Source organism: Streptomyces sp. NPDC086766, from assembly GCF_044746005.1.
Lineage (GTDB): Bacteria > Actinomycetota > Actinomycetes > Streptomycetales > Streptomycetaceae > Streptomyces.
Map to the genome: position 1 here is coordinate 1 of NZ_JBIVBI010000009.1, position 25,093 is coordinate 25,093.

Genomic DNA, 25,093 nt, shown 5'->3' on the forward strand with positions numbered 1-25,093 from the left:
TCGCCCGCGAGGTCTACAAGCAGCTCACCCGCCCCCACCACACACCAAAACCGCTCACACAGACCACTTGACGGTCTATAGGAGCTTCATCAACGTCCGCGGACGAGGGCAGACAGTGACGGTCACGTACGACTATCGTCACAGGCCAGTGACGTGCCTCACCAGTAGCTTCGTCACTGTTACGAGAATGGGATGATGTCGTTTATGAAGGGACGAGTCCTTGTCGTCGACGACGACACCGCACTGGCCGAGATGCTCGGCATTGTGCTGCGTGGTGAAGGTTTCGAGCCGTCTTTCGTAGCCGACGGCGACAAGGCGCTGGCCGCTTTCCGCGAGACCAAGCCCGATCTGGTGCTGCTGGACCTGATGCTGCCCGGCCGGGACGGCATCGAGGTGTGCCGCCTGATCCGGGCGGAGTCCGGGGTGCCGATCGTGATGCTGACGGCCAAGAGCGACACCGTCGACGTGGTCGTCGGCCTGGAGTCCGGCGCCGACGACTACATCGTGAAGCCGTTCAAGCCCAAGGAGCTGGTCGCCCGCATCCGGGCGCGGCTGCGCAGGTCGGAGGAGCCCGCGCCCGAGCAGCTCGCCATCGGTGACCTCGTCATCGACGTGGCCGGGCACTCGGTGAAGCGGGACGGGCAGTCGATCGCGCTGACGCCGCTGGAGTTCGACCTGCTGGTCGCCCTGGCTCGCAAGCCGTGGCAGGTGTTCACCCGTGAGGTGCTCCTCGAGCAGGTCTGGGGCTACCGCCACGCGGCCGACACCCGCCTGGTCAACGTGCACGTCCAGCGGCTGCGTTCCAAGGTCGAGAAGGACCCGGAGAAGCCGGAGATCGTGGTGACCGTCCGCGGTGTCGGTTACAAGGCCGGGCCGAGCTGACGTGTCCGGGGACAGTGCCGCTTCGCCGCCCGGGCGGACCGGGGCCGGCGCGCGGCGGCCTGTCGGCCGGACCGGCGCGGGCTCCCGCTGGGCGCGCCTGATGGAGGGCGGGCTGCTGAACGGCGGCGTGCAGGGCAGTCCGGTCCTGCGTCTGTTCATGCGCTGGGTGCGCCGTCCGCTGCTGCCCGTGATGCGGCTGTGGCGGCGCAACATCCAGCTCAAGGTCGTCGCCACCACCCTGCTGATGTCGCTGGGCGTCGTGCTGCTGCTGGGCTTCGTCGTCATCGGCCAGGTGCGCAACGGGCTGCTCGACGCCAAGGTGAAGGCGTCGCAGAGCCAGGCCACCGGCGGATTCGCGGTGGCCAAGCAGAAGGCCGACGAGGCGGCGAGCGGCACCGGCGACAACGGTGCGGCCGCCGACGGCCACGCCTCGCAGAACGTCATCCAGTGGATGAGCGACCTGGTCTCGTCCCTCTCCAGCGGCGGCCAGGGCGCGTTCGACGTGGTCACGCTCCCCGCGGGCGACGACAGCGGCGGCGGGCGCGGCCCGCGCTCCTCCGGCGACGTGGACCCCACCGCGAGCGTGCCCGAGGACCTGCGCGCGCGGATCAACAGCAGCACGGTGGCCGCCCAGAGCTACACCCGGATCCTCTACAAGGACGGCGACAAGGACTCCCAGCCAGCCCTCGTCATCGGCAAGCAGGTCAACGACCCCAACGGCGACCCGTACCAGCTCTACTACCTCTTCCCGCTCACCCAGGAGGAGAAGTCGCTCAGCCTGGTCAAGGGGACCCTCGCGACGGCCGGCCTCTTCGTCGTCGTACTCCTCGGGGCCATCGCGTGGCTGGTGGTGCGGCAGGTCGTCACACCGGTGCGGATGGCCGCCGGGATCGCGGAGCGGCTGTCCGCGGGGCGGCTGCAGGAGCGGATGAAGGTCACCGGCGAGGACGACATCGCGCGGCTCGGCGAGGCCTTCAACAAGATGGCGCAGAATCTGCAGCTGAAGATCCAGCAGCTGGAGGACCTGTCGCGGATGCAGCGCCGGTTCGTCTCCGACGTCTCCCACGAGCTGCGCACACCCCTGACGACCGTGCGGATGGCGGCCGACGTCATCCACGAGGCACGCGTGGACTTCGACCCGGTGACCGCGCGGTCGGCGGAACTGCTCGCCGACCAGCTCGACCGGTTCGAGTCGCTGCTCGCGGACCTGCTGGAGATCAGCCGCTTCGACGCGGGCGCGGCGGCGCTGGAGGCAGAGCCGATCGACCTGAGGGAGGTCGTGCGCCGGGTCGTCAGCGGGGCCGAGCCGCTCGCCGAGCGCAAGGGCACGCGGATACGCGTGGCCGGCGACCAGCAGCCCGTGGTCGCCGAGGCCGACGCGCGGCGGGTGGAGCGCGTCCTGCGCAACCTCGTCGTCAACGCCGTGGAGCACGGCGAGGGCCGGGACGTCGTCGTGAAGCTCGCCGCGGCAGGCGGCGCGGTCGCGGTCGCGGTGCGCGACTACGGCGTCGGGCTCAAGCCGGGTGAGGCGACCCGTGTCTTCAGCCGCTTCTGGCGGGCCGACCCGGCACGCGCGCGGACCACCGGCGGCACCGGCCTCGGGCTGTCGATCGCCCTGGAGGACGCCCGGCTGCACGGCGGCTGGCTGCAGGCCTGGGGCGAGCCGGGCGGCGGCTCGCAGTTCCGGCTGACGCTGCCGCGGACCGCGGACGAGCCGCTGCGGGGCTCGCCGATCCCGCTGGAACCCAAGGACTCGCGGCGCAACCGCGGCCTCGACGACGCCGGTCTGCCGCGCGGCGGCGAGAAGCTCGCCACGGTGCCGGCGCAGGCGTCGGGCGAGCAGACGGCGCTCGCGGCACGGGACCCGCTCGCATCCCGGTCGGCCGCGGTGGCCCCCACGGCCGACCCGACGGCGCTGCCCGGCAACGGCGCGCGCGTGGTGCCCCGTCCCGCCTCGGGCGTACGACGACCGGAGGCCCGGCCCGCCGCGGACAGGGCGGGCGACGACAGCACGAGCCCCGCGGAACCGGAGGGAGCCGGACCGCAGGGCGCGCAGAGGCAAGGGGAGGCATTTCGTGGGCGCTGACCGCGAGGGGGGCGCGCGGCGGCGGCCGATACGCGCGGTGGCGTACGCGGCTTGCGGGGTCGTGATGCTGGCGGGGTGCGCCTCGATGCCCGACAACGGTGATCTGCGGGACGTCGAGTCCACGCCGCGCCAGGACGCCCAGGTGCGCGTGTTCGCCATGCCGCCCCGGGAGGACGCCCCGCCCGTGGAGATCGTCCAGGGCTTTCTCGAGGCGCTGACCAGTGACGATCCGCAGTACGCGACGGCCCGGCAGTATCTGACTCCGGCGGCCGCGCAGCAGTGGAGGCCCGAGCGGTCCACGACCGTGCTGGCGGGCGGGCCGGACATCCAGGTCGACCACAGCATCGGGCGGGACGACACCGACGACTACGCGTTCACGCTGACCGGCAGCAAGGTCGCCCGGGTCGACGCGCAGCAGGCGTACACCCCGCTCGACGGCGACTACGGCGAGCCCGTGCACCTCAAGCGGGACCGCAAGACCAGGCAGTGGCGCATCGACGGGCTGCCCCAGGGCGTCGTCATGGGGCAGTCGGACTTCCAGCGCAACTACATGTCCGTCAACAAGTACTACTTCGCCTCGAACACCTCGAGTGCCGCCGGCGCTTCGGGCGCGGCGGACGCCCCGGCCGCCTCCGGGGAGCACGCGACAGCGGTCGCCGACCCGGTCTACGTGCGCCGGCGGGTGGACGCGATGACGCAGATGGTGCGTTCCCTCCTCAGCGGGCCGACGAACTGGCTCGGCCCCGTGGTCAGGTCGAGCTTCCCCACCGGTACGGCGCTGCGCAAGGGCGTGACCTCGCTGACGCCCGACGACCAGAACAAGCTGATGGTGCCGCTGAACGAGAAGGCCTCCCGGGTGGGGCACGAGCAGTGTGTGGAGATGGCGACGCAGCTGCTCTTCACGCTGCAGAACGTCACCCCGACCGTGGACACCGTGGCACTGCGGCGCGCCGACGGGACGTCGCTGTGCACGCTCGGCGAGGGCCGTGCCGAGGACGTCGCCACGCGCGGGTCGGTGAAGCGTCCCGAGTTCCTGTACTTCGTCGACGACAAGGACCGGCTCGTCCGGATCGCCGACGGCGTCCCCGTCCCGACCGCCGATCCCGTGCCGGGCGCGCTCGGCGAGGGCGCGCAGAAGCTGCGGTCGGCGGCCATTTCGTGGGACGAGCGGAGCGCGGCCGGGGTCGGTCTCGACGGCCGGTCGCTGTACGTCGGCTCGCTGGTGTCCGGCGGTTCGCTCGGGGAGCCTGTGCTGCAGAGCGGGGGCAGGACCGAGGACGACCGGCTGACGACACCCAGCTGGGACGCGCGCGGCGACCTGTGGGTGGCCGACCGCGATCCGGCCCGGCCGCGGCTGCTGGTGCTGGAGCAGGGCGCGGGACAGCCGCTGGAGGTGCGGGTCCCCGGACTGAGCGGGCGTATCAACGCGGTGCGGGTGGCCGCCGACGGGGTGCGGATCGCGCTGGTCGTGGAGAAGGGCGGCAAGCGGTCCCTGCTGGTCGGTCGCATCGAGCGGGATGTGAGGAGCGGGGAGCGGCCGGTGGTGTCGGTCCTGGAGCTGCGTTCCGCCGCGCCGCAGCTGGAGGACGTGACCGCCGTGTCCTGGGCCGGCGACAGCCGGCTCGTGGTGGCCGGGCGCGAGCAGGGCAGTGTGCAGACGATCCGGTACGTCCAGGTCGACGGCTCCGCTCCGGACGGGCCGACGCCCGCCGCGCTGACCGGGGTGAAGTCGGTCGCCGCCTCCGCGGACGACCGGCTGCCGCTGGTGGCGTACTCGGAGGACGGCATCGTGCGGCTCCCGTCCGGTGCGCAGTGGCAGCAGGTGGTCAAGAACGGGTCGGCGCCGGTCTATCCGGGATGATCTGCGGGGCCCTGGCCAGGGCCCACTCGTGTGAGTGAATCCCTGGTCAGCGCTGCGGCGGTTGTCCACAGGGCGTTTTCCACAGGGGTGGCCGCGAGGGGGCTGCCTTGGCACAGTGGAGGACATGCGCGGGTGGTGGCGGGACCTCACCGACCTGGTACTGCCGACCGAGTGCGGAGGCTGCGGCAGGCCGCGCACGGTGCTCTGCCCGGAGTGCCGGGCCGCGCTGAGCGGGGCGGCGGCGTGCCGGGTGCGGCCGCTGCCGGAGCCGCCCGGCCTGCCCGCCGTGCACGCGGCGGCTCCGTACACCGACGAGGTGCGGGCCATGCTCCTGGCCCACAAGGAGCGCGGTGTCCTGGCCCTGTCCGGCCCGCTGGGCGCCGCCCTCGCCGGTGCGGTGCGGGCGGGGCTCCGGGCCGGGCTGACGGCGGATCGCGGGGGGCGGGCCGGGACGCGCGCGGATCCCGGGGCGGGCGGGCCGGTGCTGCTCGTGCCCGTGCCGTCCGCGCGGAGTGCGGTGCGGGCCCGGGGGCACGATCCGGCGCGGCGGATCGCGCTCGCGGCGGCGGGTGAGCTCAGGCGCTCCGGGACGCCGGCCCGGGTCCTCGCGGTGCTGCGGCAGCGGCGCGCCGTGGCCGACCAGTCCGGGCTGAACTCCCGGCAGCGCATGGACAATCTCGCGGGTGCGCTGGAGGTGGCCGCCGGGAGTGCCCGGCTGCTGCGCGGCGGTCCGGTCGTGCCCGTCGACGACCTGATGACGACGGGTGCCTCGCTGAGGGAGGCGGCGCGTGCCCTGAATACGGCTGTGTACGTCGCGGAGACCCGGGAAGAGATGGGGGAACGGAAGATCGGAACACGGTCGAAGGGGGCGAACTCGGTGTATCGCGCACCGGAAATGGCGAGCGTGCACCAGGCCCGTGAGGTGATCTGCGCGGCCGTCGTCGCGGCCCCGCCGGATTCTTTCGCAATAAACCGGAACTGGCAGTGAAGTTGCGTCGTTGCAGGCAATGAGAGGGTCAATTCACCTGATCGGAGGTACGTCGCAGTAGAGGGTGACGTCATCCGTCCGGGCGAGATATGTTCGGTTGGTGAGGGAAAGGCGCAGGCCATCCCCGCCATATGCGAATGCCGCGTCGCGGGTTTTTCGCAATCACCCGCGCCGACGGGGTGGAGATCTCGCCCACGGGGGAGGAGGAGGTGGACGTCACCGAGTCCGAGGTTCCGGGCCTGACCGGAACCGGGTGCAAAAGGGAGATGCTCCGCCAGTGGAGCGGAGCGATCCGGGAACGGAGTTCTGCGTGGACATCGTCGTCAAGGGCCGCAAGACCGAGGTGCCCGAGCGGTTCCGCAAGCACGTGGCCGAGAAGCTGAAGCTGGAGAAGATCCAGAAGCTCGATGGCAAGGTGATCAGCCTCGACGTCGAGGTGTCCAAGGAGCCCAACCCCCGACAGGCCGACCGGTGCGACCGAGTGGAGATCACGCTCCGCTCCCGCGGTCCGGTGATCCGGGCGGAGGCAGCGGCCAGCGATCCGTACGCGGCACTCGACCTCGCCGCGGAAAAGCTGGACGCCCGGCTGCGCAAGCAGCACGACAAGCGGTTCTCGCGTCGCGGCGCGCGCCGGATCTCGGCCGCCGAGGTCCCCGACCACGTGCCGGACGCGGCGACGCTGAACGGGAACGGCGTCCCGGTCCGGGAGGAAGAGGAAGAGGGCCAGGTGCCCACCAAGAGGATCGGCTCCCTGGAAGTGCAGGGGGACGGGCCGATCGTCGTCCGCGAGAAGAACCACGTCGCCTCCCCGATGACCCTCGACCAGGCGCTCTACGAGATGGAGCTGGTCGGGCACGACTTCTATCTGTTCGTCGACTCCGAGTCGAAGGAACCGAGCGTCGTCTACCGGCGCCACGCCTACGACTACGGCGTGATCCACCTCAGGACGGACACGATGGTCACGCAGGCGTCCCCTCCCGAGGCGGGCGGCACGCTGGGCGGCTGACCCGGCGGACTGACAGCTGAGACGGTGCCCCTGGAGCGCGCGTGCGCCCCCAGGGGCACCCGTGTGCGACCCCTTCGCGCACTGCTCTGTCACCGCGGCGCCGTCCGAGCATGAAATCATGGCCGCAACGGCTCAACCGATGGGCCGTTGCCTTGGGTTGGCGATGGCGTCGAACAGCAGGCCAAGCCTTCAGGGGGAGGAACGATGGCGGACAGCTTCGGACCGATGCGGGACGAGGATGCCGGCGGCGGCGTCGTCGGCATGGGCCCGGAGGCGGGCACTTCACGCAAGGAGCCGATCAGAGTCCTTGTCGTGGACGACCACGCCCTCTTCCGCCGCGGCCTGGAGATCGTGTTGGCGGCCGAGGAGGACATCCAGGTCGTCGGCGAGGCGGGCGACGGCGCGGAGGCCGTGGACAAGGCCGCCGACCTGCTGCCGGACATCGTGCTGATGGACGTACGGATGCCGAAGCGGGGCGGGATCGAGGCGTGCACCTCCATCAAGGAGGTCGCTCCCAGCGCCAAGATCATCATGCTGACGATCAGCGACGAGGAGGCCGACCTCTACGACGCCATCAAGGCGGGCGCGACCGGCTACCTCCTCAAGGAGATCTCCACCGACGAGGTGGCCACGGCCATTCGCGCGGTGGCCGACGGCCAGTCGCAGATCAGCCCCTCGATGGCGTCGAAACTGCTCACCGAATTCAAGTCGATGATCCAGCGGACCGACGAGCGGCGTCTCGTCCCCGCTCCCCGGCTGACCGACCGTGAGCTGGAGGTCCTGAAACTCGTGGCCACCGGGATGAACAACCGGGACATCGCCAAGGAGTTGTTCATCTCCGAGAACACCGTGAAGAACCACGTGCGCAACATCCTGGAGAAGCTCCAACTGCACTCCCGGATGGAAGCCGTGGTCTACGCGATGCGGGAGAAGATCCTCGAGATCCGGTAGACCCGTCGGTCCGCCGGCTGCCGGCTGCCGGCTGCCGGCTGCCGGCCGCCGAGCCCCCGAGCGACCCGGCCCGACGAGGACCGGCCGCCGCAGCGGTCAGGCGACGGCCCGTGCCACTTCCCGGACGAGGGGGGCGCGGAGTTCGGATGCGTCCACCCGCTCCACCCGTACGTCCGTGCAGCCCACCCAGCCGGCCGCCTCGACGAGCGCCTGTGCGACGGCGGGCACGGCCCGGGCGCCGTCCAGGGTGACCTGCTTCGCCACCAGCGTGCGGCCCTCGCGCGCGGGGTCCACCCGGCCGACGAGACGCCCACCGGCCAGTACGGGCATGGCGAAGTAGCCGTGCACCCGCTTCGGCTTCGGGACGTACGCCTCCAGGCGGTGGGTGAAGCCGAAGATCCGCTCCGTGCGCGCCCGCTCCCAGATCAGGGAGTCGAAGGGGGACAGCAGCGTGGTGCGGTGGCGGCCGCGCGGGGGCGTGGCGAGCGCCGCCGGGTCCGCCCAGGCCGGCTTGGACCAGCCCTCGACCGCGACCGGGACCAGACCGGAGTCCGCGATCACCGCGTCGACCTGCTCGCCCTTGAGCCGGTGGTAGTCGGCGATGTCCGCGCGGGTGCCGACGCCCAGGGACCGGCCGGCGAGTCCGACCAGGCGGCGCAGGCACTCGGTGTCGTCCAGCTCGTCGTGCAGGAGGGCCTGCGGCACCGCGCGCTCGGCCAGGTCGTACACCCGCTTCCAGCCGCGGCGCTCCACGCAGACCACCTCGCCGTACATCAGGGCGCGTTCGACGGCGACCTTGGTGCCGGACCAGTCCCACCACTCGCTGGTCCGCTTCGCGCCGCCCAACTCGGTCGCCGTCAGCGGGCCTTCGGCCCGGAGCTGCTTGACGACCTGCTCGTAGGCGCCGTCGGGCAGTTCGTGGTTCCAGTGGGGGCGGTTGCGGTAGGCGCGGCGGCGGAAGGCGAAGTGCGGCCACTCCTCGATGGGGAGGATGCACGCGGCGTGCGACCAGTACTCGAAGGCGTGCGTCCCCGTCCAGTAGGCGTCCTCGACCGTCCTGCGGCCGGCCGCGCCGAGGCGGGCGTAGGGGACCAGTTCGTGGGAGCGCGCGAGGACGGAGATGGTGTCGAGCTGGACCGCCCCCAGATGGCGCAGCACGCCGCGGACGCCCGGCCTCCGGTCGGGGGCACCGAGGAGGCCCTGGGCGCGCAGGGCGATGCGGCGGGCCTCGTCCGCGGAGAGGACGGTGGTGGGACGCGGGGCGGTCGTCATGGGCGGCACCTTAGGGGGTGGCACTGACAGCGCGGCCTGAGCTGCGCCTTCGCCGCCTACACCGGCCGTGCGGGCGCGGGCAGGTACGGCGCCGCGGACGCCAGTTCCAGGTCCGACGGCAGCAGGGAGCCCACCCAGCAGTCCCGGCGCACCCCCTTGTTGTTGAGCGCCGAGCGCAGGGTGCCCTCGATCGTGAACCCCGCCCGCTCGGCCACCGCGCGGGAGGCGGCGTTGCCGGCCTCGGCGCGCCACTCCAGACGGTCGACCGACAGGGCCGTGAAGGCCCAGCGGGCGGCGGCGAGGGTCGCCTCGGTGATGTAGCCGTGGCCGCGGTGCTCCTTCACGGCCCAGAAGCCGATCTCGCCCTCGCCCAGGGACCGCATGGTGATGCCGAGCATCCCCACCAGCTCGCCCCCGCGCAGGAAGACCCCGAAGGTGAACATCGACCCGTCGGCCCAGCCCTCGGGGACCATCTCCGCCGTGAAGCCCCGCGCGTGCTCCGGCAGGTACGGGGAGGGGATCGTGGTCCAGCGCTGGATGTCCGGGTCCTGCGCGGCTGCGTACACGGCGTCGGTGTCCTGCGGGCCCGGGATGCGCAGCAGAAGGCGGTCGGTGGTGAGCGTGACGGGTTCCATCGGCCGATTCTGCTCGGACGCCCGGACGAACGCCATTCCTTTAGCCCCCGGTGAGCGGGCGATCACAATTCGCGCAATTCGCGGCCCCGACGCGGCACCATCCGCCACCCCCGTCCGTTGTCCCCTGTGAAGGCGCCGCGAAGCCGCCGAGAACCGCCGTCACGGCAGGCCCTCCCGGCTTGGCGGGGTCCTCGCATACGATGGCCGTTGCTCAGTACGTCCAATGGAAACCGACCGTCCCAGGCCCGACCGGCAAGGAGACCAACCCCCGTGTCCGTCCTCTCGAAGATCATGCGTGCAGGCGAAGGCAAGATCCTGCGCAAGCTGCACCGCATCGCGGGCCAGGTCAACTCCATCGAAGAGGACTTCGTCGGCCTCTCCGACGCCGAGCTGCGGGCCCTCACCGACGAGTACCGCCAGCGGTACGCGGACGGGGAGAGTCTGGACGACCTGCTGCCCGAGGCCTTCGCCACCGTGCGCGAGGCGGCCAAGCGCGTCCTCGGACAGCGCCACTACGACGTCCAGCTCATGGGCGGCGCCGCGCTCCACCTCGGCTACGTCGCCGAGATGAAGACCGGTGAGGGCAAGACGCTGGTCGGCACCCTGCCCGCCTACCTGAACGCCCTGTCGGGCGACGGCGTCCACATCGTCACGGTCAACGACTACCTGGCCGAGCGCGACTCGGAGATGATGGGCCGCGTCCACCGGTTCCTCGGTCTGAGCGTCGGCTGCATCCTCGCCAACATGACGCCGGCCCAGCGCCGCGAGCAGTACGCCTGCGACATCACCTACGGCACGAACAACGAGTTCGGCTTCGACTACCTGCGCGACAACATGGCCTGGTCGAAGGACGAGCTCGTCCAGCGCGGGCACAACTTCGCCGTCGTCGACGAGGTCGACTCCATCCTGGTCGACGAGGCCCGTACGCCGCTGATCATCTCCGGCCCGGCCGACCAGGCCACCAAGTGGTACGGCGACTTCGCCAAGCTGGTCACCCGCCTGAAGAAGGGCGAGGCCGGCAACCCGCTCAAGGGCGTCGAGGAGACCGGCGACTACGACGTCGACGAGAAGAAGCGCACGGTCGCCATCCACGAGGCCGGTGTCGGCAAGGTCGAGGACTGGCTGGGCATCGACAACCTCTACGAGTCGGTGAACACCCCGCTGGTGGGCTACCTGAACAACGCCATCAAGGCCAAGGAGCTCTTCAAGCGCGACAAGGACTACGTCGTCATCGACGGCGAGGTCATGATCGTCGACGAGCACACCGGCCGTATCCTCGCCGGCCGCCGCTACAACGAGGGCATGCACCAGGCGATCGAGGCGAAGGAAGGGGTGGACATCAAGGACGAGAACCAGACGCTCGCCACGATCACCCTGCAGAACTTCTTCCGCCTCTACAACAAGCTCTCCGGCATGACCGGTACGGCGATGACCGAGGCCGCCGAGTTCCACCAGATCTACAAGCTCGGCGTGGTCCCGATCCCGACCAACAAGCCGATGGTCCGCAAGGACCAGTCGGACCTGATCTACCGCACCGAGGTCGCGAAGTTCGAGGCGGTCGTCGACGACATCGCCGAGAAGCACGAGAAGGGCCAGCCGATCCTGGTCGGCACCACCTCGGTCGAGAAGTCCGAGTACCTCTCGCAGCAGCTCAGCAAGCGCGGCATCCAGCACGAGGTGCTCAACGCCAAGCACCACGAGCGCGAGGCACAGATCGTCGCGCAGGCCGGCCGCAAGGGCGCCGTGACGGTGGCGACGAACATGGCGGGCCGCGGTACGGACATCAAGCTCGGCGGCAACCCCGAGGACCTCGCCGAGGCGGAGCTGCGCCAGCGGGGCCTGGACCCCGAGGAGCACATCGAGGAGTGGGCCGGGGCCCTGCCCGAGGCGCTCCGGCGCGCCGAGCACGCGGTCAAGGCCGAGAAGGACGAGGTCGAGCGCCTTGGCGGCCTCTACGTCCTCGGCACCGAGCGGCACGAGTCGCGCCGGATCGACAACCAGCTGCGCGGTCGTTCCGGCCGTCAGGGCGACCCGGGCGAGTCCCGCTTCTACCTCTCGCTGGGCGACGACCTGATGCGCCTGTTCAAGGCCCAGATGGTCGAGCGCGTGATGTCGATGGCGAACGTGCCGGACGACGTGCCGATCGAGAACAAGATGGTCACCCGCGCGATCGCCTCCGCCCAGTCGCAGGTGGAGACGCAGAACTTCGAGACCCGTAAGAACGTCCTGAAGTACGACGAGGTCCTCAACCGCCAGCGCGAGGTCATCTACGGCGAGCGGCGCCGCGTCCTGGAGGGCGAGGACCTGCACGAGCAGGTCCAGCACTTCATGGACGACACCATCGACGCCTACATCCAGGCCGAGACCGCCGAGGGCTTCCCGGAGGACTGGGACCTCGACCGGCTGTGGGGCGCGTTCAAGCAGCTCTACCCGTGCAAGGTCACCATCGAGGAGCTGGAGGACGCGGCCGGCGACCGGGCGGGCCTGACCGCGGAGTTCATCGCCGAGTCCATCAAGGACGACATCTACGAGCAGTACCAGGCCCGTGAGGCGCAGCTCGGCTCGGAGATCATGCGTGAGCTGGAGCGCCGGGTCGTGCTGTCGGTCCTCGACCGCAAGTGGCGCGAGCACCTCTACGAGATGGACTACCTCCAGGAGGGCATCGGCCTGCGCGCGATGGCGCAGAAGGACCCGCTGGTCGAGTACCAGCGCGAGGGCTTCGACATGTTCACCGCGATGATGGAGGGCATCAAGGAGGAGTCCGTCGGCTACCTGTTCAACCTGGAGGTCCAGGTCGAGCAGCAGGTCGAGGAGGTCCCGGTCGAGGAGGCCCAGATGGTGCCGGAGGGCGCGCAGGACGCGGTTCCGGCGCAGGCGGGTGCCCGCCCCGAGATCCGCGCGAAGGGCCTCGACGCCCCGCAGCGGCGGGACCTGCACTTCTCGGCGCCGACCGTCGACGGTGAGGGCGGCATCGTCGAGGGCGAGTTCGCCACCGACGACGAGCCCTACCGCTCCGAGTCCGACGGCCTCACCCGCGCGGAGCGCCGCAAGCAGGCCAAGGCGGGCCGTCGCCGCAGGAAGTGACGGCGGCTCCGTCAGGAGCGGCTGCCGTCGAGGGCCGGGCATCCCGAGGGATGCCCGGCCCTTCGCGTTCCGGTGCTTCGACCTCCCGCCGGTGGCTCTCAGTCGTCGTCCGGGCGGGGCATCCGGGGGCCGCCCAGCTCCACCGCGGTGCAGCGCCAGCGCAGATCGCGGCCCTGCTCCAGGCGGAAGGCCATGGCGCGCAGTTGCTCGCCGGCGCCGATGCGGGCGAAGGCCTCCAGGGCGCCCGGCCGGGCTTCGTAGTAGCCGATGTCGCGGACGACGGGACGGGTCCCGCGGGCGCGCAGGGGGCCGCGGTCCGCGAGCCAGGCCAGTTCGTCGTAGGCGCGGCCCGCGGTGTGGCGGAGCATCCAGTGCACCGGCCGCTGCCCGCTGAGCACGGCCAGCAGTCGGTCGGCGAAGAGTTCGGCGGTGACCGGGTGGGGGCAGGCGCCGGGCCGGCCGGGGAAGGCGCCGCTCCGGCCCGAGTCTGCGCTGCTCCGGCCGGAGACGACGCTGCTCCGGTCGGGGGCGGACGCATCCGGGCCCGGGGCAGCCACGCTCGGGCCCGGGACGGGCGCACACGGGCTCGGAGCAGCCGCGCTCCGGCCCGGGGCGTCGGCGCTGCGGGCCGAGGTGGACGAGGGGCGGGTGGCCGGGAGGGAGGACGGGCCGGCCGGGGAGCTCGGCGGGCGGGTGTCGGCGGGGCGGGTGCGGGTGGCGGGTGTGGCGCGCGGCGGGCCGGGAGGGCGGCTGCCGCCGGTCGTACGGGTGGGGGTTCCGCCTGGTGTGCGGGGCGGGCCGCCGCCGGGGCGGCGGGAGGCGTGACGGCCCGCGGGGCGGGTTCCGGGGCGGCGCTGGTTCCTGGTCATGACCTTGTTCATGGAGTCCCCGATCGAGGTCGCCCGGGTTGTACCGGTCGGTAACTTGCTGGTGGGGATCTTGTACGGGGCCGGGACCGGCGACGGCAAACGAGCCGCGCCCCGGAGCGGGCGGCGGGCGAATTCACCTATCCGAGTGGTCGCGGTGGCTGAAAAGCCCGATAGGAAGGGGCCGTACCGGGTGACGGGGGAGGCGTGAGGTGGACGGGTCCGGGAGTGCGGCCGGGGACCCGAAAGGGGACAACCGCACGTATCCTGAAGGGCGTCCGGGAGGTGGGCTCGCAGCCGCCCGGAGCCCCTGCGGAACCCACCGACCACGAAAGCGGCCAGCCATGCGCGTCTACGTCCCCCTGACCCTCCCCGGGCTCGCCGAGGCGTACAAGACGGGTGAGCTGGCCGCGGGACCGTTCGTCGCGTACGCGGTCACGCCCGCCCTGCGCGAGTGGTACCTCTCCGACGACATCGAGGAACTGGAGTACGCGGCGCTCAGCCGGTCCGCGCTCGCCTCGCTGCGGCTGCTCGCGGCGGACCCGGACGCGCCGCGGCGCCGGGTCGTGGTCGCGGTCGACGTGCCCGACGGCGCGGCCGCGGCCGACCCCGACCGGGGGCTCGACCCGGCGGCGCTCGGCGAGGTGCGGGTGGCCGGAACCATGCCGCTGGCCAAGGCGGCGGCGGTGCACGTCGACGCCGACGACGCGGAGACCGACGTGGCCGCCGCGGCCGAGGCACTTCAGGCGGCGGACGGTGGCGACGACGACGCGCAGTTCGTGGTGGACGGCGCCGAGGACCACGAGCTGCTGTGGTACGCCACGCAGGAGATCCCCAACCTGGTGGGGCTCGGCGACTGAGCCGGCCGCCGTGCGCCGGGCCCGCCCCGGTGCGCTCGTCCGCCGTTCTCTTGATTGTCGGTGGCGGAGGGTAGGTTCTTGGACATGGGGAAGTCAGGGGCGCACATCGTCTGGGACTGGAACGGCACGCTGTTCCACGACAACGAGGCGATCATCGGAGCGACGAACGCGGCCTTCGCCGAGCTGGGCCTGGAGCCGATCACGCTGGAGCAGTACCGGGCGCTGTACTGCGTGCCGGTGCCGAAGTTCTACGAGCGGCTGCTGGGGCGGCTGCCGACCGACGCCGAGTGGCTGGTCATGGACGAGGTCTTCCACCGGTACTACACCGAGCACCGGGTCCGCTGCGCGCTGACCGACGGCGCGGTGGACCTGATCACGGGCTGGGCCTCGGCCGGGCACAGCCAGTCGATCCTGAGCATGTACGGGCACGACGACCTCGTGCCCCTGGTCCGGGGCTTCGGCATCGAGGCGCACTTCCTGCGCGTCGACGGGCGTACGGGGCCGTCCGGCGGCAGCAAGGCCGAGCACATGGTGCGCCACCTCGGCGTCCTGGCCGGGGCGGTGCGTCCGGAGCGCACGGTGGTGATCGGCGACGCGGCCGACGACGCGGTGGCCGCCCGGCACGCGGGGGCCCGGGCGGTGCTGTACACCGGAGGTTCGCACGGCCGGGCCAGTCTGGAGGAGGCGGGGGTGCCGGTGGTGGACACCCTGGCGGAGGCCGTCGCGGAGGCGCAACGACTGGCCGCCTGACCGCACGCCCGCCGCGCTTGACCGCGCAACAGGCCCGCGCGCCCGGCCGGGGCCTGACCCACCCAGGCCCGCGCGCGGCCCACGCCTGACCGCGCGCCCGACGGCGCGACCACCGCGCCTGACCGCGCGACCGACCGCGCAACAGGCCCGCGCGCCCGCCCGCGCACGACCGCACACCGCCCGCGCCCAGCCGTGCGCCCCGCCACGCCCGACCGCGCACCCCACCGCGCACGGCCGCCGTCCCCACCGCGCCCGACCGCGCCCCGCGCAAGGCGCCCCGCATCACCGCGCCGGCCGCGCACCCCGCCGGACCCCTGCCCGGGCGCGCCCGGCCCGGATACGACGCCCGCGCTTCCGGCGCCCCTGTGCAGATCGTCAAAGTTCGACCCCTGTATTTGTACACATACGGCTCATGACGGGTCCCCCGTCGGGAGCGATAGCCTGGTGGCGTGATCAGCGCGATAGCTCGCGGAGGCACCGGCGCCTCCGCTCCGCGCCCGGCATGCACGGACGACATCCGTGACCGGGCGGCGGTCGCTGGTCCGCGCGGGCGGGACGGGTCCTCGACGGCCCCCAGGACGCCGCACGAGGGCCGGATGCCGACGCAGCCGAGAGCAGCGTCACACGCATCGGTCGGGTCGAAAATGGCCGACAACCCCCCGCTCATCTCACCTTGCGGCATAGCGTCGGAACGGACCGGACACCCCGGGCCGCGGCGTCACGCCGAAGGGGAAGAGACCGTACTTCCTTCTACGTCACGCAACGGCGCGCGACAGGAGCCAGAGGACAATGCAGACCAAGCTGGACGAAGCCAAGGCCGAGCTGCTCGAGAGGGCCGCCCGGGTAGCTGAGAACAGTCCGGTCGGGGGGCACCTACCGACTGGTACGACGGGCGAGGGCACCCCGGACCGGGATTCCGTGCTCGCGTTCCTCCAGCGCTACTACCTGCACACCGCCCCGGAGGACCTCGCCGACCGCGACCCGGTCGACATCTTCGGAGCCGCTTTCTCCCACTACCGCCTCGCCGAGAACCGCCCGCAGGGCACGGCCAACGTCCGGGTGCACACCCCGACCGTCGAGGAGAACGGCTGGACGTGCAGCCACTCCGTGGTCGAGGTCGTCACCGACGACATGCCGTTCCTCGTCGACTCCGTCACCAACGAGCTGACCCGGCAGGGCCGGGGCATCCACGTCGTCGTCCACCCGCAGTTCGTCGTCCGCCGCGACGTCACCGGCAAGCTCCTGGAGGTGCTGCCGAAGCCGCCCGCGGGCGAGTCGCTGCCGCACGACGCGCACATCGAGTCTTGGATCCACGTCGAGATCGACCGCGAGACCGACCGCGCCGACCTCAAGCAGATCACCGCCGACCTGCTGCGTGTCCTGTCCGACGTCCGCGAGGCCGTCGAGGACTGGGAGAAGATGCGCGACGCGGCGATCCGCCTCGCCGAGGCGCTGCCCGGTGAGCCCCGGCCCGGCGACCTGCGCGCGCAGGACGTCGAGGAGGCCCGCGAGCTGTTGCGCTGGCTGTCCAACGACAGCTTCACCTTCCTCGGCTACCGCGAGTACCAGCTCCGCGGGGACGACTGCCTGGCCGCCGTGCCCGGCACCGGGCTCGGCATACTGCGCGCGGACCCGCCCCACGCCGGTGACGACGCCCACCCGGTCAGCCCGTCCTTCGAGCGGCTGCCCGCCGACGCCCGCGCCAAGGCCCGCGAGCACAAGCTGCTCGTGCTGACCAAGGCCAACAGCCGCGCCACCGTGCACCGGCCCTCCTACCTGGACTACATCGGCGTCAAGAAGTTCGACGAGCAGGGCGAGGTCGTCGGCGAGCGCCGCTTCCTCGGGCTGTTCTCGTCCGCCGCATACACCGAATCGGTGAGGCGGATTCCGGTCATCCGCCGCAAGGTCGAGGAGGTCCTGGAGCGCGCCGGCTTCTCGCCCAACAGCCACGACGGGCGCGACCTGCTGCAGATCCTCGAGACCTACCCGCGCGACGAGCTCTTCCAGACCCCGGCCGACGAGCTGCAGGCCATCGTCACCTCCGTGCTGTACCTGCAGGAGCGCCGGCGGCTGCGCCTGTACCTGCGCCAGGACGAGTACGGCCGCTACTACTCGGCGCTGGTCTACCTCCCGCGCGACCGCTACACCACCGGTGTCCGGCTGCGGATCATCGACATCCTCAAGGAGGAACTCGGCGGCACCAGCGTCGACTTCACGGCCTGGAACACCGAGTCGATCCTGTCCCGGCTGCACTTCGTGGTCCGGGTCCCGCAGGGCACCGAGCTGCCGCAGCTGTCCGACAACGACAAGGAGCGCATCGAGGCCCGTCTGGTGGAGGCCGCCCGCTCCTGGGCCGACGCCTTCTCCGAGGCCCTGAACGCCGAGCTCGGCGAGGAGCACGCGGCCGAACTGCTGCGCCGCTACCACAACGCCTTCCCCGAGGGCTACAAGGCCGACCACTCCCCGCGCGCCGCGGTGGCCGACCTGGTGCACCTGGAGCGGCTGAACGCCGACCGGACGTTCGCCCTGAGCCTGTACGAGCCGGTGGGCGCCGCGCCCGAGGAGCGCCGCTTCAAGATCTTCCAGAAGGGCGGCTCGGTCTCCCTGTCCGCCGTCCTGCCGGTGCTCAGCCGGCTCGGCGTCGAAGTCACTGACGAGCGGCCGTACGAACTGCGCTGCGCCGACCGCACGACCGCGTGGATCTACGACTTCGGTCTGCGGATGCCCACCTCGGGCACCGGCGACTACCTCGGCGACGACGCCCGCGAGCGGTTCCAGGACGCCTTCGCGGCCGCCTGGACCGGCCGGGCGGAGAACGACGGGTTCAACGCCCTGGTGCTGAGCGCCGGGCTGACCTGGCGGCAGGCGATGGTGCTGCGCGCGTACGCCAAGTACCTGCGCCAGGCGGGCTCCACCTTCAGCCAGGACTACATGGAGGACACCCTCCGCGACAACGTCCACACCACCCGCCTCCTGGTCTCCCTGTTCGAGGCGCGCATGGCGCCGGAGCGGCAGCGCGCCGGGCACGAGCTGGTGGACGCGCTGCTGGAGGAGGTCGACGCGGCGCTCGACCAGGTGGCCTCGCTCGACGAGGACCGGATCCTGCGGTCCTTCCTCACCGTCATCAAGGCGACGCTGCGCACCAACTTCTTCCAGGCGGCGGCGGACGGCGGCCCGCACGCGTACGTCTCCATGAAGTTCGACCCGCAGGCCATCCCGGATCTGCCGGCCCCGCGTCCGGCGTACGAGATCTGGGTGTACTCGCCGCGGGTCGAGGGCGTGCACCTGCGCTTCGGCAAGGTCGCCCGGGGCGGCCTGCGCTGGTCCGACCGGCGCGAGGACTTCCGCACCGAGATCCTCGGCCTGGTCAAGGCGCAGATGGTGAAGAACACCGTCATCGTGCCGGTCGGCGCCAAGGGCGGCTTCGTCGCCAAGCAGCTCCCGGACCCGAGCGTGGACCGGGACGCCTGGATGGCGGAGGGCGTCGCCAGCTACCGGACGTTCATCTCCGCGCTGCTCGACATCACCGACAACATGGTCGCCGGGGAGGTCGTGCCGCCCAAGGACGTGGTCCGGCACGACGGCGAGGACACCTACCTGGTGGTGGCGGCCGACAAGGGCACGGCGACGTTCTCGGACATCGCCAACGAGGTCGCCGAGGCGTACGGCTTCTGGCTCGGCGACGCCTTCGCCTCCGGCGGCTCCGCGGGCTACGACCACAAGGGCATGGGGATCACCGCCCGCGGCGCCTGGGAGTCCGTGAAGCGGCACTTCCGCGAGCTGGGCGTGGACACCCAGACGGAGGACTTCACGGTCGTCGGCATCGGCGACATGTCCGGCGACGTGTTCGGCAACGGCATGCTGCTGTCGGAGCACATCCGCCTGGTGGCGGCCTTCGACCACCGGCACATCTTCATCGACCCGAACCCGGACGCGGCCACCTCCTACGCCGAGCGCCGCCGCCTGTTCGAGCTGCCCCGCTCCAGCTGGGCCGACTACGACACGGGGCTGCTGTCGGCGGGCGGCGGGGTGTTCCCGCGGAGCGCCAAGGCCATCCCGGTCAACGGGCACATCCGCGAGGCCCTCGGCATCGAGCCGGGTGTCACCAAGCTGACCCCGGCCGACCTGATGCGGGCGATCCTCAAGGCGCCGGTGGACCTGCTGTGGAACGGCGGCATCGGCACCTACGTCAAGGCCAGCACCGAGTCCCACGCGGACGTCGGCGACAAGGCCAACGACGCCATCCGCGTCGACGGCGCCGACCTGCGCGTCCGGGTCGTGGGCGAGGGCGGCAACCTGGGCCTGACCCAGCTCGGCCGGATCGAGTTCGCACGCCACAACGGCAAGATCAACACGGACGCGATCGACAACAGTGCGGGCGTGGACACCTCCGACCACGAGGTGAACATCAAGATCCTGCTGAACGGCCTGGTCGCGGACGGCGACATGACCGTCAAGCAGCGCAACAGGCTGCTCGCGGAGATGACCGACGAGGTCGGCGCGCTGGTGCTGCGCAACAACTACGCGCAGAACACGGCGATCGCCAACGCGCTCGCCCAGTCCAAGGACATGCTCCACGCCCAGCAGCGCTTCATGAAGCACCTGGTGCGCGAGGGTCACCTGGACCGGGCGCTGGAGTTCCTGCCCACCGACCGCCAGGTCCGCGAGCGGCTGAACTTCGGCCAGGGCCTGAGCAGTCCGGAGACGGCCGTTCTGCTGGCGTACACCAAGATCACGGTGGCCGAGGAACTGCTGCACACCTCGCTGCCGGACGACCCGTATCTGCGCGGACTGCTGCACGCCTACTTCCCGACGGCGCTGCGCGAGCGGTTCCCGGAGGGCATCGACGGCCATCCGCTGCGCCGTGAGATCACCACGACCGTGCTGGTCAACGACACGGTCAACACGGGTGGCACGACCTATCTGCACCGGCTGCGCGAGGAGACCGGCGCCTCGCTCGAGGAGATCGTCCGGGCGCAGACCGTGGCCCGCGCGATCTTCCGCTCCGGCGCGGTGTGGGACGCGGTCGAGGCGCTCGACAACAGGGTCGAGGCCGGTGTGCAGACCCGGATCCGGCTGCACTCCCGCCGCCTGGTGGAGCGCGGCACGCGCTGGCTGCTCAACAACCGGCCGCAGCCGCTGGAGCTCACCGACACCGTCGCGTTCTTCGCCGACCGCGTCGAGCAGGTCTGGTCCGAGCTGCCCAAGCTGCTGCGCGGCGCGGACCTGGAGTGGTACGAGCAGGTCTACGACGAACTGACCGCGGCCGGGGTCCCGGACGAGGTGGCCACGCGGGTGGCCGGTTTCTCCTCCGCCTTCCCGGCGCTGGACATCGTCTCGGTGGCCGACCGGATGGGCAAGGACCCGATGGACGTCGCCGAGGTGTACTACGACCTCGCCGACCGCCTCAGCATCACCCAGCTGATGGACCGCATCATCGAGCTGCCGCGCGCCGACCGCTGGCAGTCCATGGCGCGCGCGGCGATCCGTGAGGACCTGTACGCGGCACACGCGGCACTGACCTCGGACGTCCTGGCGGCCGGCAACGGCAGCTGCACGCCGGAGCAGCGCTTCAAGGTGTGGGAGCAGAAGAACGCGGCGCTGCTGTCCCGGGCGCGCACCACCCTGGAGGAGATCCGCGGTTCGGACGAGTTCGACCTCGCCAACCTGTCGGTGGCGATGCGGACGATGCGTACGCTGCTGCGCACTCACTCGTAGCCGCACCGCTTTCCGCGTCGTCGAGGGCGCCCCGGGCCGCACCGGCCCGGGGCGCCCTCGTGTCGTCTCACGCCGTCCCCTGGCCGACCTCACACCGTTCTCATGCCGTCCTCCGGACGGGCTCCGCACGCCGCCACACGGCACATTTACCTTTTCCTGCTAATCGGGATGATTCGGATAAAGTCGCCGGGTGTCTGTGAATCTCACCGAGAGCCGTCCGGCCACGACCGCACCCGTGCGGCTCACCGCTACCCCCCGGGCTCCGGCGCGGCCGGTGGTGCGAGTCGTCCTCGAAGTCGTGAAATTCGTCGTCGTCGGCGGCAGTGGTGTCCTCGTCAACTTCCTGGTCTTCAACCTGCTGCTGCACGGCCTGGGCCGGCCCGCGATGCCCGCCACCGTGCTCGCCAGCTGTGTCGCCATGGGCACCAACTACCTGGGCTTCCGGTATTTCGCCTACCGCGACCGGTCCTCGCGCACCCCCGGGCAGATCGCGCTCTTCTTCCTCTTCAGCGGACTCGGCGTCGTCATGGAGAGCGGCCTCTTCTACGCCGGGTACCACGGCCTCGGCCTGAACGGCCCCTGGGCGTCGAACGCCGTGAAGGCGCTGTCCATCGTGCTCGCCTCCGCGTTCCGCTTCCTCGTCTACCGCACCTGGGTGTTCCCGCACGATGCGCGCCGCGCCGCCTGAGGCGCCCGTCGCGGGCCGGGCCGCCTCCCGGTCGGCGGCCCTCGCCGGCGGGGCCCGCGCGCCCCTGACGGCCGTCGCGCTCGTCGCCGTCCTGATGCTCGTGGTGGTCGTGCGGCTGCCCTGGGCCGGCGACCTCGGCATGCACGCGGCGACCATCGCGCGCCTGCGCCACAACCTCCTGCATCCCGGCAACCCGCTCGTCGCCGTCGACACGCCGAGCCCGTACTACTCGCCGTGGATACTGCTGCTCGGCTGCGTCGCCGAGGTGACCGGCTGGTCCGTCTTCGACGTGCTGCGGCTCGCCGCCCTGGCCGGACTCGGGCTGCTGGCGACCGGGGTGTGGCGCTACGTCCGCACGCTGAGCGCCCACCGGGCCGCGCCCGCGCTGGCGGCCCTGAGCCTGGTCCTGCTGTGGGGCACGGACCTCATCAACTGGAGCGGCTTCCTCGCCCTCAACTCCCTGGCGCTGACGGTGTCCTACCCGAGCGTGTTCGCCCTCGGCCTCGCCTTCCACTTCTGGGCCTGGCTGACCCGGGCGCTGCGCGGGCCCGCCGGGTGGGGGAGCTGGCTCGGGATCGGCGCGCTGTGGGCGCTGATCCTGCTCTGCCACCAGTTCACCGGGGTCGTCGCCACGCTGGGCGGGATCGCCGTGGTGCTCCCGGCCCGCCCCGCGCGGGAGCTGTGGCCGCGGCTCGGCGCCGGGGCGGCGCTCGGCCTGCTGGTGCTGTGGCTGTGGCCGTACTACGACTTCTTCGCCCTGTTCTCGGCCGGGGGCGACCTGGAGGAGGTGCACCGGGCGCTCTACGAGCACTTCCTCGCCCGGTACTGGCTGGCGCTGCTCGGGGTGGCCGCCCTGGCCCTGCGGGCGCGCCGGACGCGGCACGACCCCCTGGTGATCTTCTTCCTGCTCGGCACCCTGGTGTGCGCGGCGGGCTGGGCGAGCGGCCACTACTCCTGGGGGCGTGCCCTGCCGGCCGCGCTGATCCCGACCCAGCTCGCCGCCGCGCTGGAGGTCGCCGAGGGCGGGCGGCGGGCCGTGCGGATCCGGTGGGCCGCGGCGCTCGCCGCCGCGCTCGCGGTGGGGGCGTGGTCCCAGGCGGGCGTGCTCGGCTACGTCGTGGGGCGCGCGGCGCTGCCGAAGGAGCTGGCGGAGCGGTACACCACGCCGTGGACCGGATACGAGTGGATCACGCCGTACGTGCGGTACGGCCAGATCGTCATGGCCCGTACCGGACCCAACCGCGTGATCCCCGCCTACGGCGCCTACACGGTCGCCCCCGGCTATCCGGATTTCTTCCTGCCGGACGAGTCCCGGCGGCAGGCGGCCGTGGAGCGCTACTTCGCGCCGGCGACCCCGAGCGGTGTGCGCCGGGACATCCTGCGCAGGTACGGGGTGCGCTGGGTCCTGGACCACGGCCGGACCGCCGGTGAGGACGGGCTGCGCGCGGTGGCGCACGGGCCGGGCGGCGAGGTGCTGTACGCCGTGGTGCGCTGACCGGCCCGTACGCGAACCGGTGCTAGCCCTTCTTGGCCTTGTCGCCGCCGCCGGTGAAGGCCTCGTAGGCCTCGAGGACCTCCTCGGTCGGCCCGTCCATGCGCAGCTCGCCGCGCTCCAGCCACAGCACCCGCTCGCAGGTGTCGCGGATCGACTTGTTGTTGTGGCTGACCAGGAACACCGTGCCCGCGTGCCGGCGCAGCTCGCGGATCCGCTCCTCGGAACGCTTCTGGAAGCTGCGGTCGCCGGTGGCCAGCGCCTCGTCGATGAGCAGCACGTCGTGGTCCTTGGCCGCGGCGATCGAGAACCGCAGCCGGGCCCCCATGCCGGAGGAGTACGTCCGCATCGGCAGGGTGATGAAGTCGCCCTTCTCGTTGATGCCGGAGAAGTCGACGATGTCCTGGTAGCGCTCCCTGATCTGCTCGCGGGTCATGCCCATGGCCAGGCCGCCCAGGTGGACGTTGCGCTCGCCGGTCAGGTCGTTCATCAGGGCCGCGTTCACGCCGAGGAGGGAGGGCTGGCCGTCGGTGTAGATGGCGCCGTTCTCCACCGGGAGCAGGCCGGCGACGGCCTTCAGCAGGGTGGACTTGCCGGAGCCGTTGGTGCCGATCAGCCCGATCGCCTCGCCCTTGTAGGCGACGAACGAGACCTTCTTCACCGCGTGCACCCGGCGCACGCCGGCCGCCTTCTCCGCCTGCTTGGGGCGCAGGATGCGGTTGAGCGCGGCGGTCGCGGAGCCGCGGCCGGCGCCGGTGCCGAACACCCGGTAGACGATGTCCACCCCGTCGGCGATGACGGTGGGGATCCTGCCGGCGGCGTCCGCGGGTACGGGTCCGCCGGTGTGTGCGATGGTCTGCTCAGCCACGGCCGTACGTCTCCTCAGCCTTCCAGAAGTAGATGAACCCGCCGACGCCGGCCAGCAGCGCCCAGCCCGTCGCGTACGCCCACACGTGGTGCGGGAGCTGGTGGGCCTTGAAGCTGTCGATCAGCGCGAACCGCATCAGGTCGATGTAGACGGCGGCCGGGTTCGACTCCAGCAGCACCTTCGCGGAGTTCGGCATGCCGCTGTGCTTGAGCGTGTTGTCGATGCTGAACATCACGCCGGAGACGTACATCCAGGTGCGCAGGATGAACGGCATCAGCTGCGCGATGTCCGGCGTCTTGGCGCCCATCCGGGCCATGATCATCGAGACGCCCGAGTTGAAGACGAACTGCAGGAACAGCACGGGCACGATCAGCAGCCAGGAGACGCTCACCGGGATGCCGAAGCAGAGCAGGATGACCACCAGGGCGGCCATGGAGAACAGCAGCTGCTGGAGCTGCTGGAGCGCGAACGAGATCGGGAGCGCGGCCCGGGGGAAGTGCAGGGCCCGCACCAGGCCCAGGTTCCCGGAGATCGCCCGGGTGCCCGCCATGATCGAGTTCTGCGTGAACGTCCAGATGAACACGCCCGTCACCAGGAACGGGATGTAGTCCGAGACGCCCCGGCTGGTGCCGAGGAGCACGCCGAAGATGAAGTAGTAGACCGCCGCGTTCAGCAGGGGGGTCGCCACCTGCCAGATCTGGCCGAGCTTCGCCTGGCTGTACTGGGCGGTGAGCTTGGCGGTGGCGAAGGCGGTGATGAAGTGCCGCCGCGCCCACAGCTGGCGGACGTAATGGCGCAGGGAGGGGCGGGCGCCGCTGACGGACAGGCCGTGGCGTGCGGCGAGCGCCGCGAGGTCGCCCTCGGCCGGGGCCGGGGCGGGCGGTGTGTGGAGGACCTGGCTCACATCCGTTGCTTTCGCTCGGGGGTGGGGGTGCGGGCGCGTCCGGTTCCGTGGCGTCGCCCGTTTCCTTACGGTTCTCTTCACGTTTTCTTACGTCGGGACGGGACCGTATCGTCGCAACGTGAGCGTAGGGCGAATCGACGTCGGAACGCAACCGTTTCGTCGTAACGCCCTATGCTGGAGTG

Annotated in this window: 17 protein-coding genes; 12 read left to right on the top strand and 5 right to left on the bottom strand. The window is 71.7% G+C overall.

From position 1 onward, the window contains the following. Window positions 1–192: 192 nt before the first annotated feature. From mtrA to ACIPM1_RS18185, 6 genes are all read left to right on the top strand, one after another. Window positions 193–882 carry a two-component system response regulator MtrA gene (mtrA, locus tag ACIPM1_RS18160; protein ID WP_003975799.1) on the top strand — a complete coding sequence of 230 codons (690 nt, stop codon included), beginning with the start codon at window positions 193–195 and terminating at the stop codon, window positions 880–882. A gap of 1 nt (window position 883) precedes the next feature. Further along, entirely contained in the window at window positions 884–2,968 is a 2,085-nt protein-coding gene (mtrB, locus tag ACIPM1_RS18165; protein WP_402435512.1) for an MtrAB system histidine kinase MtrB, read from the top strand. Beyond that, window positions 2,958–4,829, top strand: a complete 1,872-nt coding sequence (locus ACIPM1_RS18170) for an LpqB family beta-propeller domain-containing protein (RefSeq protein ID WP_402435515.1) — start codon at window positions 2,958–2,960, stop codon at window positions 4,827–4,829. The genes mtrB and ACIPM1_RS18170 overlap by 11 nt, the downstream gene beginning before the upstream one ends. Window positions 4,830–4,953: 124 nt before the next feature. After that, window positions 4,954–5,817 (top strand): ComF family protein, encoded by an 864-nt coding sequence (locus tag ACIPM1_RS18175; RefSeq protein WP_402435518.1) that lies wholly within the window; start codon window positions 4,954–4,956, stop codon window positions 5,815–5,817. A gap of 310 nt (window positions 5,818–6,127) precedes the next feature. Further along, entirely contained in the window at window positions 6,128–6,823 is a 696-nt protein-coding gene (gene hpf, locus ACIPM1_RS18180) for a ribosome hibernation-promoting factor, HPF/YfiA family (RefSeq protein WP_402435521.1), read from the top strand. 204 nt (window positions 6,824–7,027) lie between these two features. After that, complete coding sequence (locus tag ACIPM1_RS18185; RefSeq protein ID WP_356189612.1) at window positions 7,028–7,774, top strand: response regulator transcription factor; 747 nt, start codon at window positions 7,028–7,030, stop codon at window positions 7,772–7,774. A 96-nt stretch (window positions 7,775–7,870) separates the two neighbouring features. Here the strand turns inward: ACIPM1_RS18185 and ACIPM1_RS18190 are convergent, their stop codons facing one another. Next, window positions 7,871–9,046 carry a winged helix-turn-helix domain-containing protein gene (locus ACIPM1_RS18190; RefSeq protein WP_402435524.1) on the bottom strand — a complete coding sequence of 392 codons (1,176 nt, stop codon included), beginning with the start codon at window positions 9,044–9,046 and terminating at the stop codon, window positions 7,871–7,873. A 56-nt stretch (window positions 9,047–9,102) separates the two neighbouring features. Beyond that, on the bottom strand, window positions 9,103–9,681 hold the full coding sequence (locus tag ACIPM1_RS18195) for a GNAT family N-acetyltransferase (RefSeq protein ID WP_356189617.1): 579 nt from the start codon (window positions 9,679–9,681) through the stop codon (window positions 9,103–9,105). A 270-nt stretch (window positions 9,682–9,951) separates the two neighbouring features. Here ACIPM1_RS18195 and secA point away from each other — a divergent pair, with 270 nt between their 5' ends. Beyond that, window positions 9,952–12,765, top strand: a complete 2,814-nt coding sequence (secA, locus tag ACIPM1_RS18200) for a preprotein translocase subunit SecA (RefSeq protein ID WP_402435528.1) — start codon at window positions 9,952–9,954, stop codon at window positions 12,763–12,765. 98 nt (window positions 12,766–12,863) lie between these two features. Here secA and ACIPM1_RS18205 read toward each other — a convergent pair whose 3' ends face one another. Next, a complete protein-coding gene (locus ACIPM1_RS18205; RefSeq protein WP_402435531.1) occupies window positions 12,864–13,646 on the bottom strand; it encodes an Rv3235 family protein in 783 nt (260 codons plus the stop codon). 329 nt (window positions 13,647–13,975) lie between these two features. Here ACIPM1_RS18205 and ACIPM1_RS18210 point away from each other — a divergent pair, with 329 nt between their 5' ends. The 5 genes from ACIPM1_RS18210 (at window position 13,976) to ACIPM1_RS18230 (ending at window position 23,142) form a co-directional block, all read left to right on the top strand. Further along, window positions 13,976–14,491: a DUF6912 family protein gene (locus ACIPM1_RS18210; RefSeq protein WP_402435534.1), complete on the top strand. Its 516-nt coding sequence runs from the start codon at window positions 13,976–13,978 to the stop codon at window positions 14,489–14,491. Between the two features lie 84 nt (window positions 14,492–14,575). Next, window positions 14,576–15,241 carry an HAD family hydrolase gene (locus ACIPM1_RS18215; RefSeq protein ID WP_402435537.1) on the top strand — a complete coding sequence of 222 codons (666 nt, stop codon included), beginning with the start codon at window positions 14,576–14,578 and terminating at the stop codon, window positions 15,239–15,241. Window positions 15,242–16,030: 789 nt separating this feature from the next. Next, the gene (locus tag ACIPM1_RS18220) at window positions 16,031–20,959 is read left to right on the top strand and encodes an NAD-glutamate dehydrogenase (protein ID WP_402435540.1); all 4,929 of its coding nucleotides are present in this window, start codon (window positions 16,031–16,033) and stop codon (window positions 20,957–20,959) included. A gap of 190 nt (window positions 20,960–21,149) precedes the next feature. Continuing rightward, a complete protein-coding gene (locus ACIPM1_RS18225; protein WP_402435542.1) occupies window positions 21,150–21,647 on the top strand; it encodes a GtrA family protein in 498 nt (165 codons plus the stop codon). Beyond that, window positions 21,628–23,142, top strand: coding sequence for a hypothetical protein (locus ACIPM1_RS18230; RefSeq protein ID WP_402435545.1), 1,515 nt, complete (start codon window positions 21,628–21,630; stop codon window positions 23,140–23,142). Before ACIPM1_RS18225 ends, ACIPM1_RS18230 begins: the two co-directional genes overlap by 20 nt. Before the next feature lie 22 nt (window positions 23,143–23,164). Here ACIPM1_RS18230 and ACIPM1_RS18235 read toward each other — a convergent pair whose 3' ends face one another. After that, window positions 23,165–24,007 carry an ABC transporter ATP-binding protein gene (locus ACIPM1_RS18235; protein ID WP_356189630.1) on the bottom strand — a complete coding sequence of 281 codons (843 nt, stop codon included), beginning with the start codon at window positions 24,005–24,007 and terminating at the stop codon, window positions 23,165–23,167. Further along, window positions 24,000–24,911, bottom strand: a complete 912-nt coding sequence (locus ACIPM1_RS18240) for an ABC transporter permease (protein WP_402435548.1) — start codon at window positions 24,909–24,911, stop codon at window positions 24,000–24,002. Before ACIPM1_RS18240 ends, ACIPM1_RS18235 begins: the two co-directional genes overlap by 8 nt. Between the last annotated feature and the right edge of the window lie 182 nt (window positions 24,912–25,093).

Bases quoted from the DNA above. Each gene is read 5' to 3' on its own strand.
- mtrA (WP_003975799.1), top strand. From the start codon at position 193: ATGATGTCGTTTATGAAGGGACGAGTCCTTGTCGTCGACGACGACACC.
- ACIPM1_RS18175 (WP_402435518.1), top strand. From the start codon at position 4,954: ATGCGCGGGTGGTGGCGGGACCTCACCGACCTGGTACTGCCGACCGAG.
- ACIPM1_RS18185 (WP_356189612.1), top strand. From the start codon at position 7,028: ATGGCGGACAGCTTCGGACCGATGCGGGACGAGGATGCCGGCGGCGGC.
- ACIPM1_RS18190 (WP_402435524.1), bottom strand. From the start codon at position 9,046: ATGACGACCGCCCCGCGTCCCACCACCGTCCTCTCCGCGGACGAGGCC.
- ACIPM1_RS18195 (WP_356189617.1), bottom strand. From the start codon at position 9,681: ATGGAACCCGTCACGCTCACCACCGACCGCCTTCTGCTGCGCATCCCG.
- ACIPM1_RS18205 (WP_402435531.1), bottom strand. From the start codon at position 13,646: ATGAACAAGGTCATGACCAGGAACCAGCGCCGCCCCGGAACCCGCCCC.
- ACIPM1_RS18210 (WP_402435534.1), top strand. From the start codon at position 13,976: ATGCGCGTCTACGTCCCCCTGACCCTCCCCGGGCTCGCCGAGGCGTAC.
- ACIPM1_RS18215 (WP_402435537.1), top strand. From the start codon at position 14,576: ATGGGGAAGTCAGGGGCGCACATCGTCTGGGACTGGAACGGCACGCTG.
- ACIPM1_RS18220 (WP_402435540.1), top strand. From the start codon at position 16,031: ATGCAGACCAAGCTGGACGAAGCCAAGGCCGAGCTGCTCGAGAGGGCC.
- ACIPM1_RS18230 (WP_402435545.1), top strand. From the start codon at position 21,628: ATGCGCGCCGCGCCGCCTGAGGCGCCCGTCGCGGGCCGGGCCGCCTCC.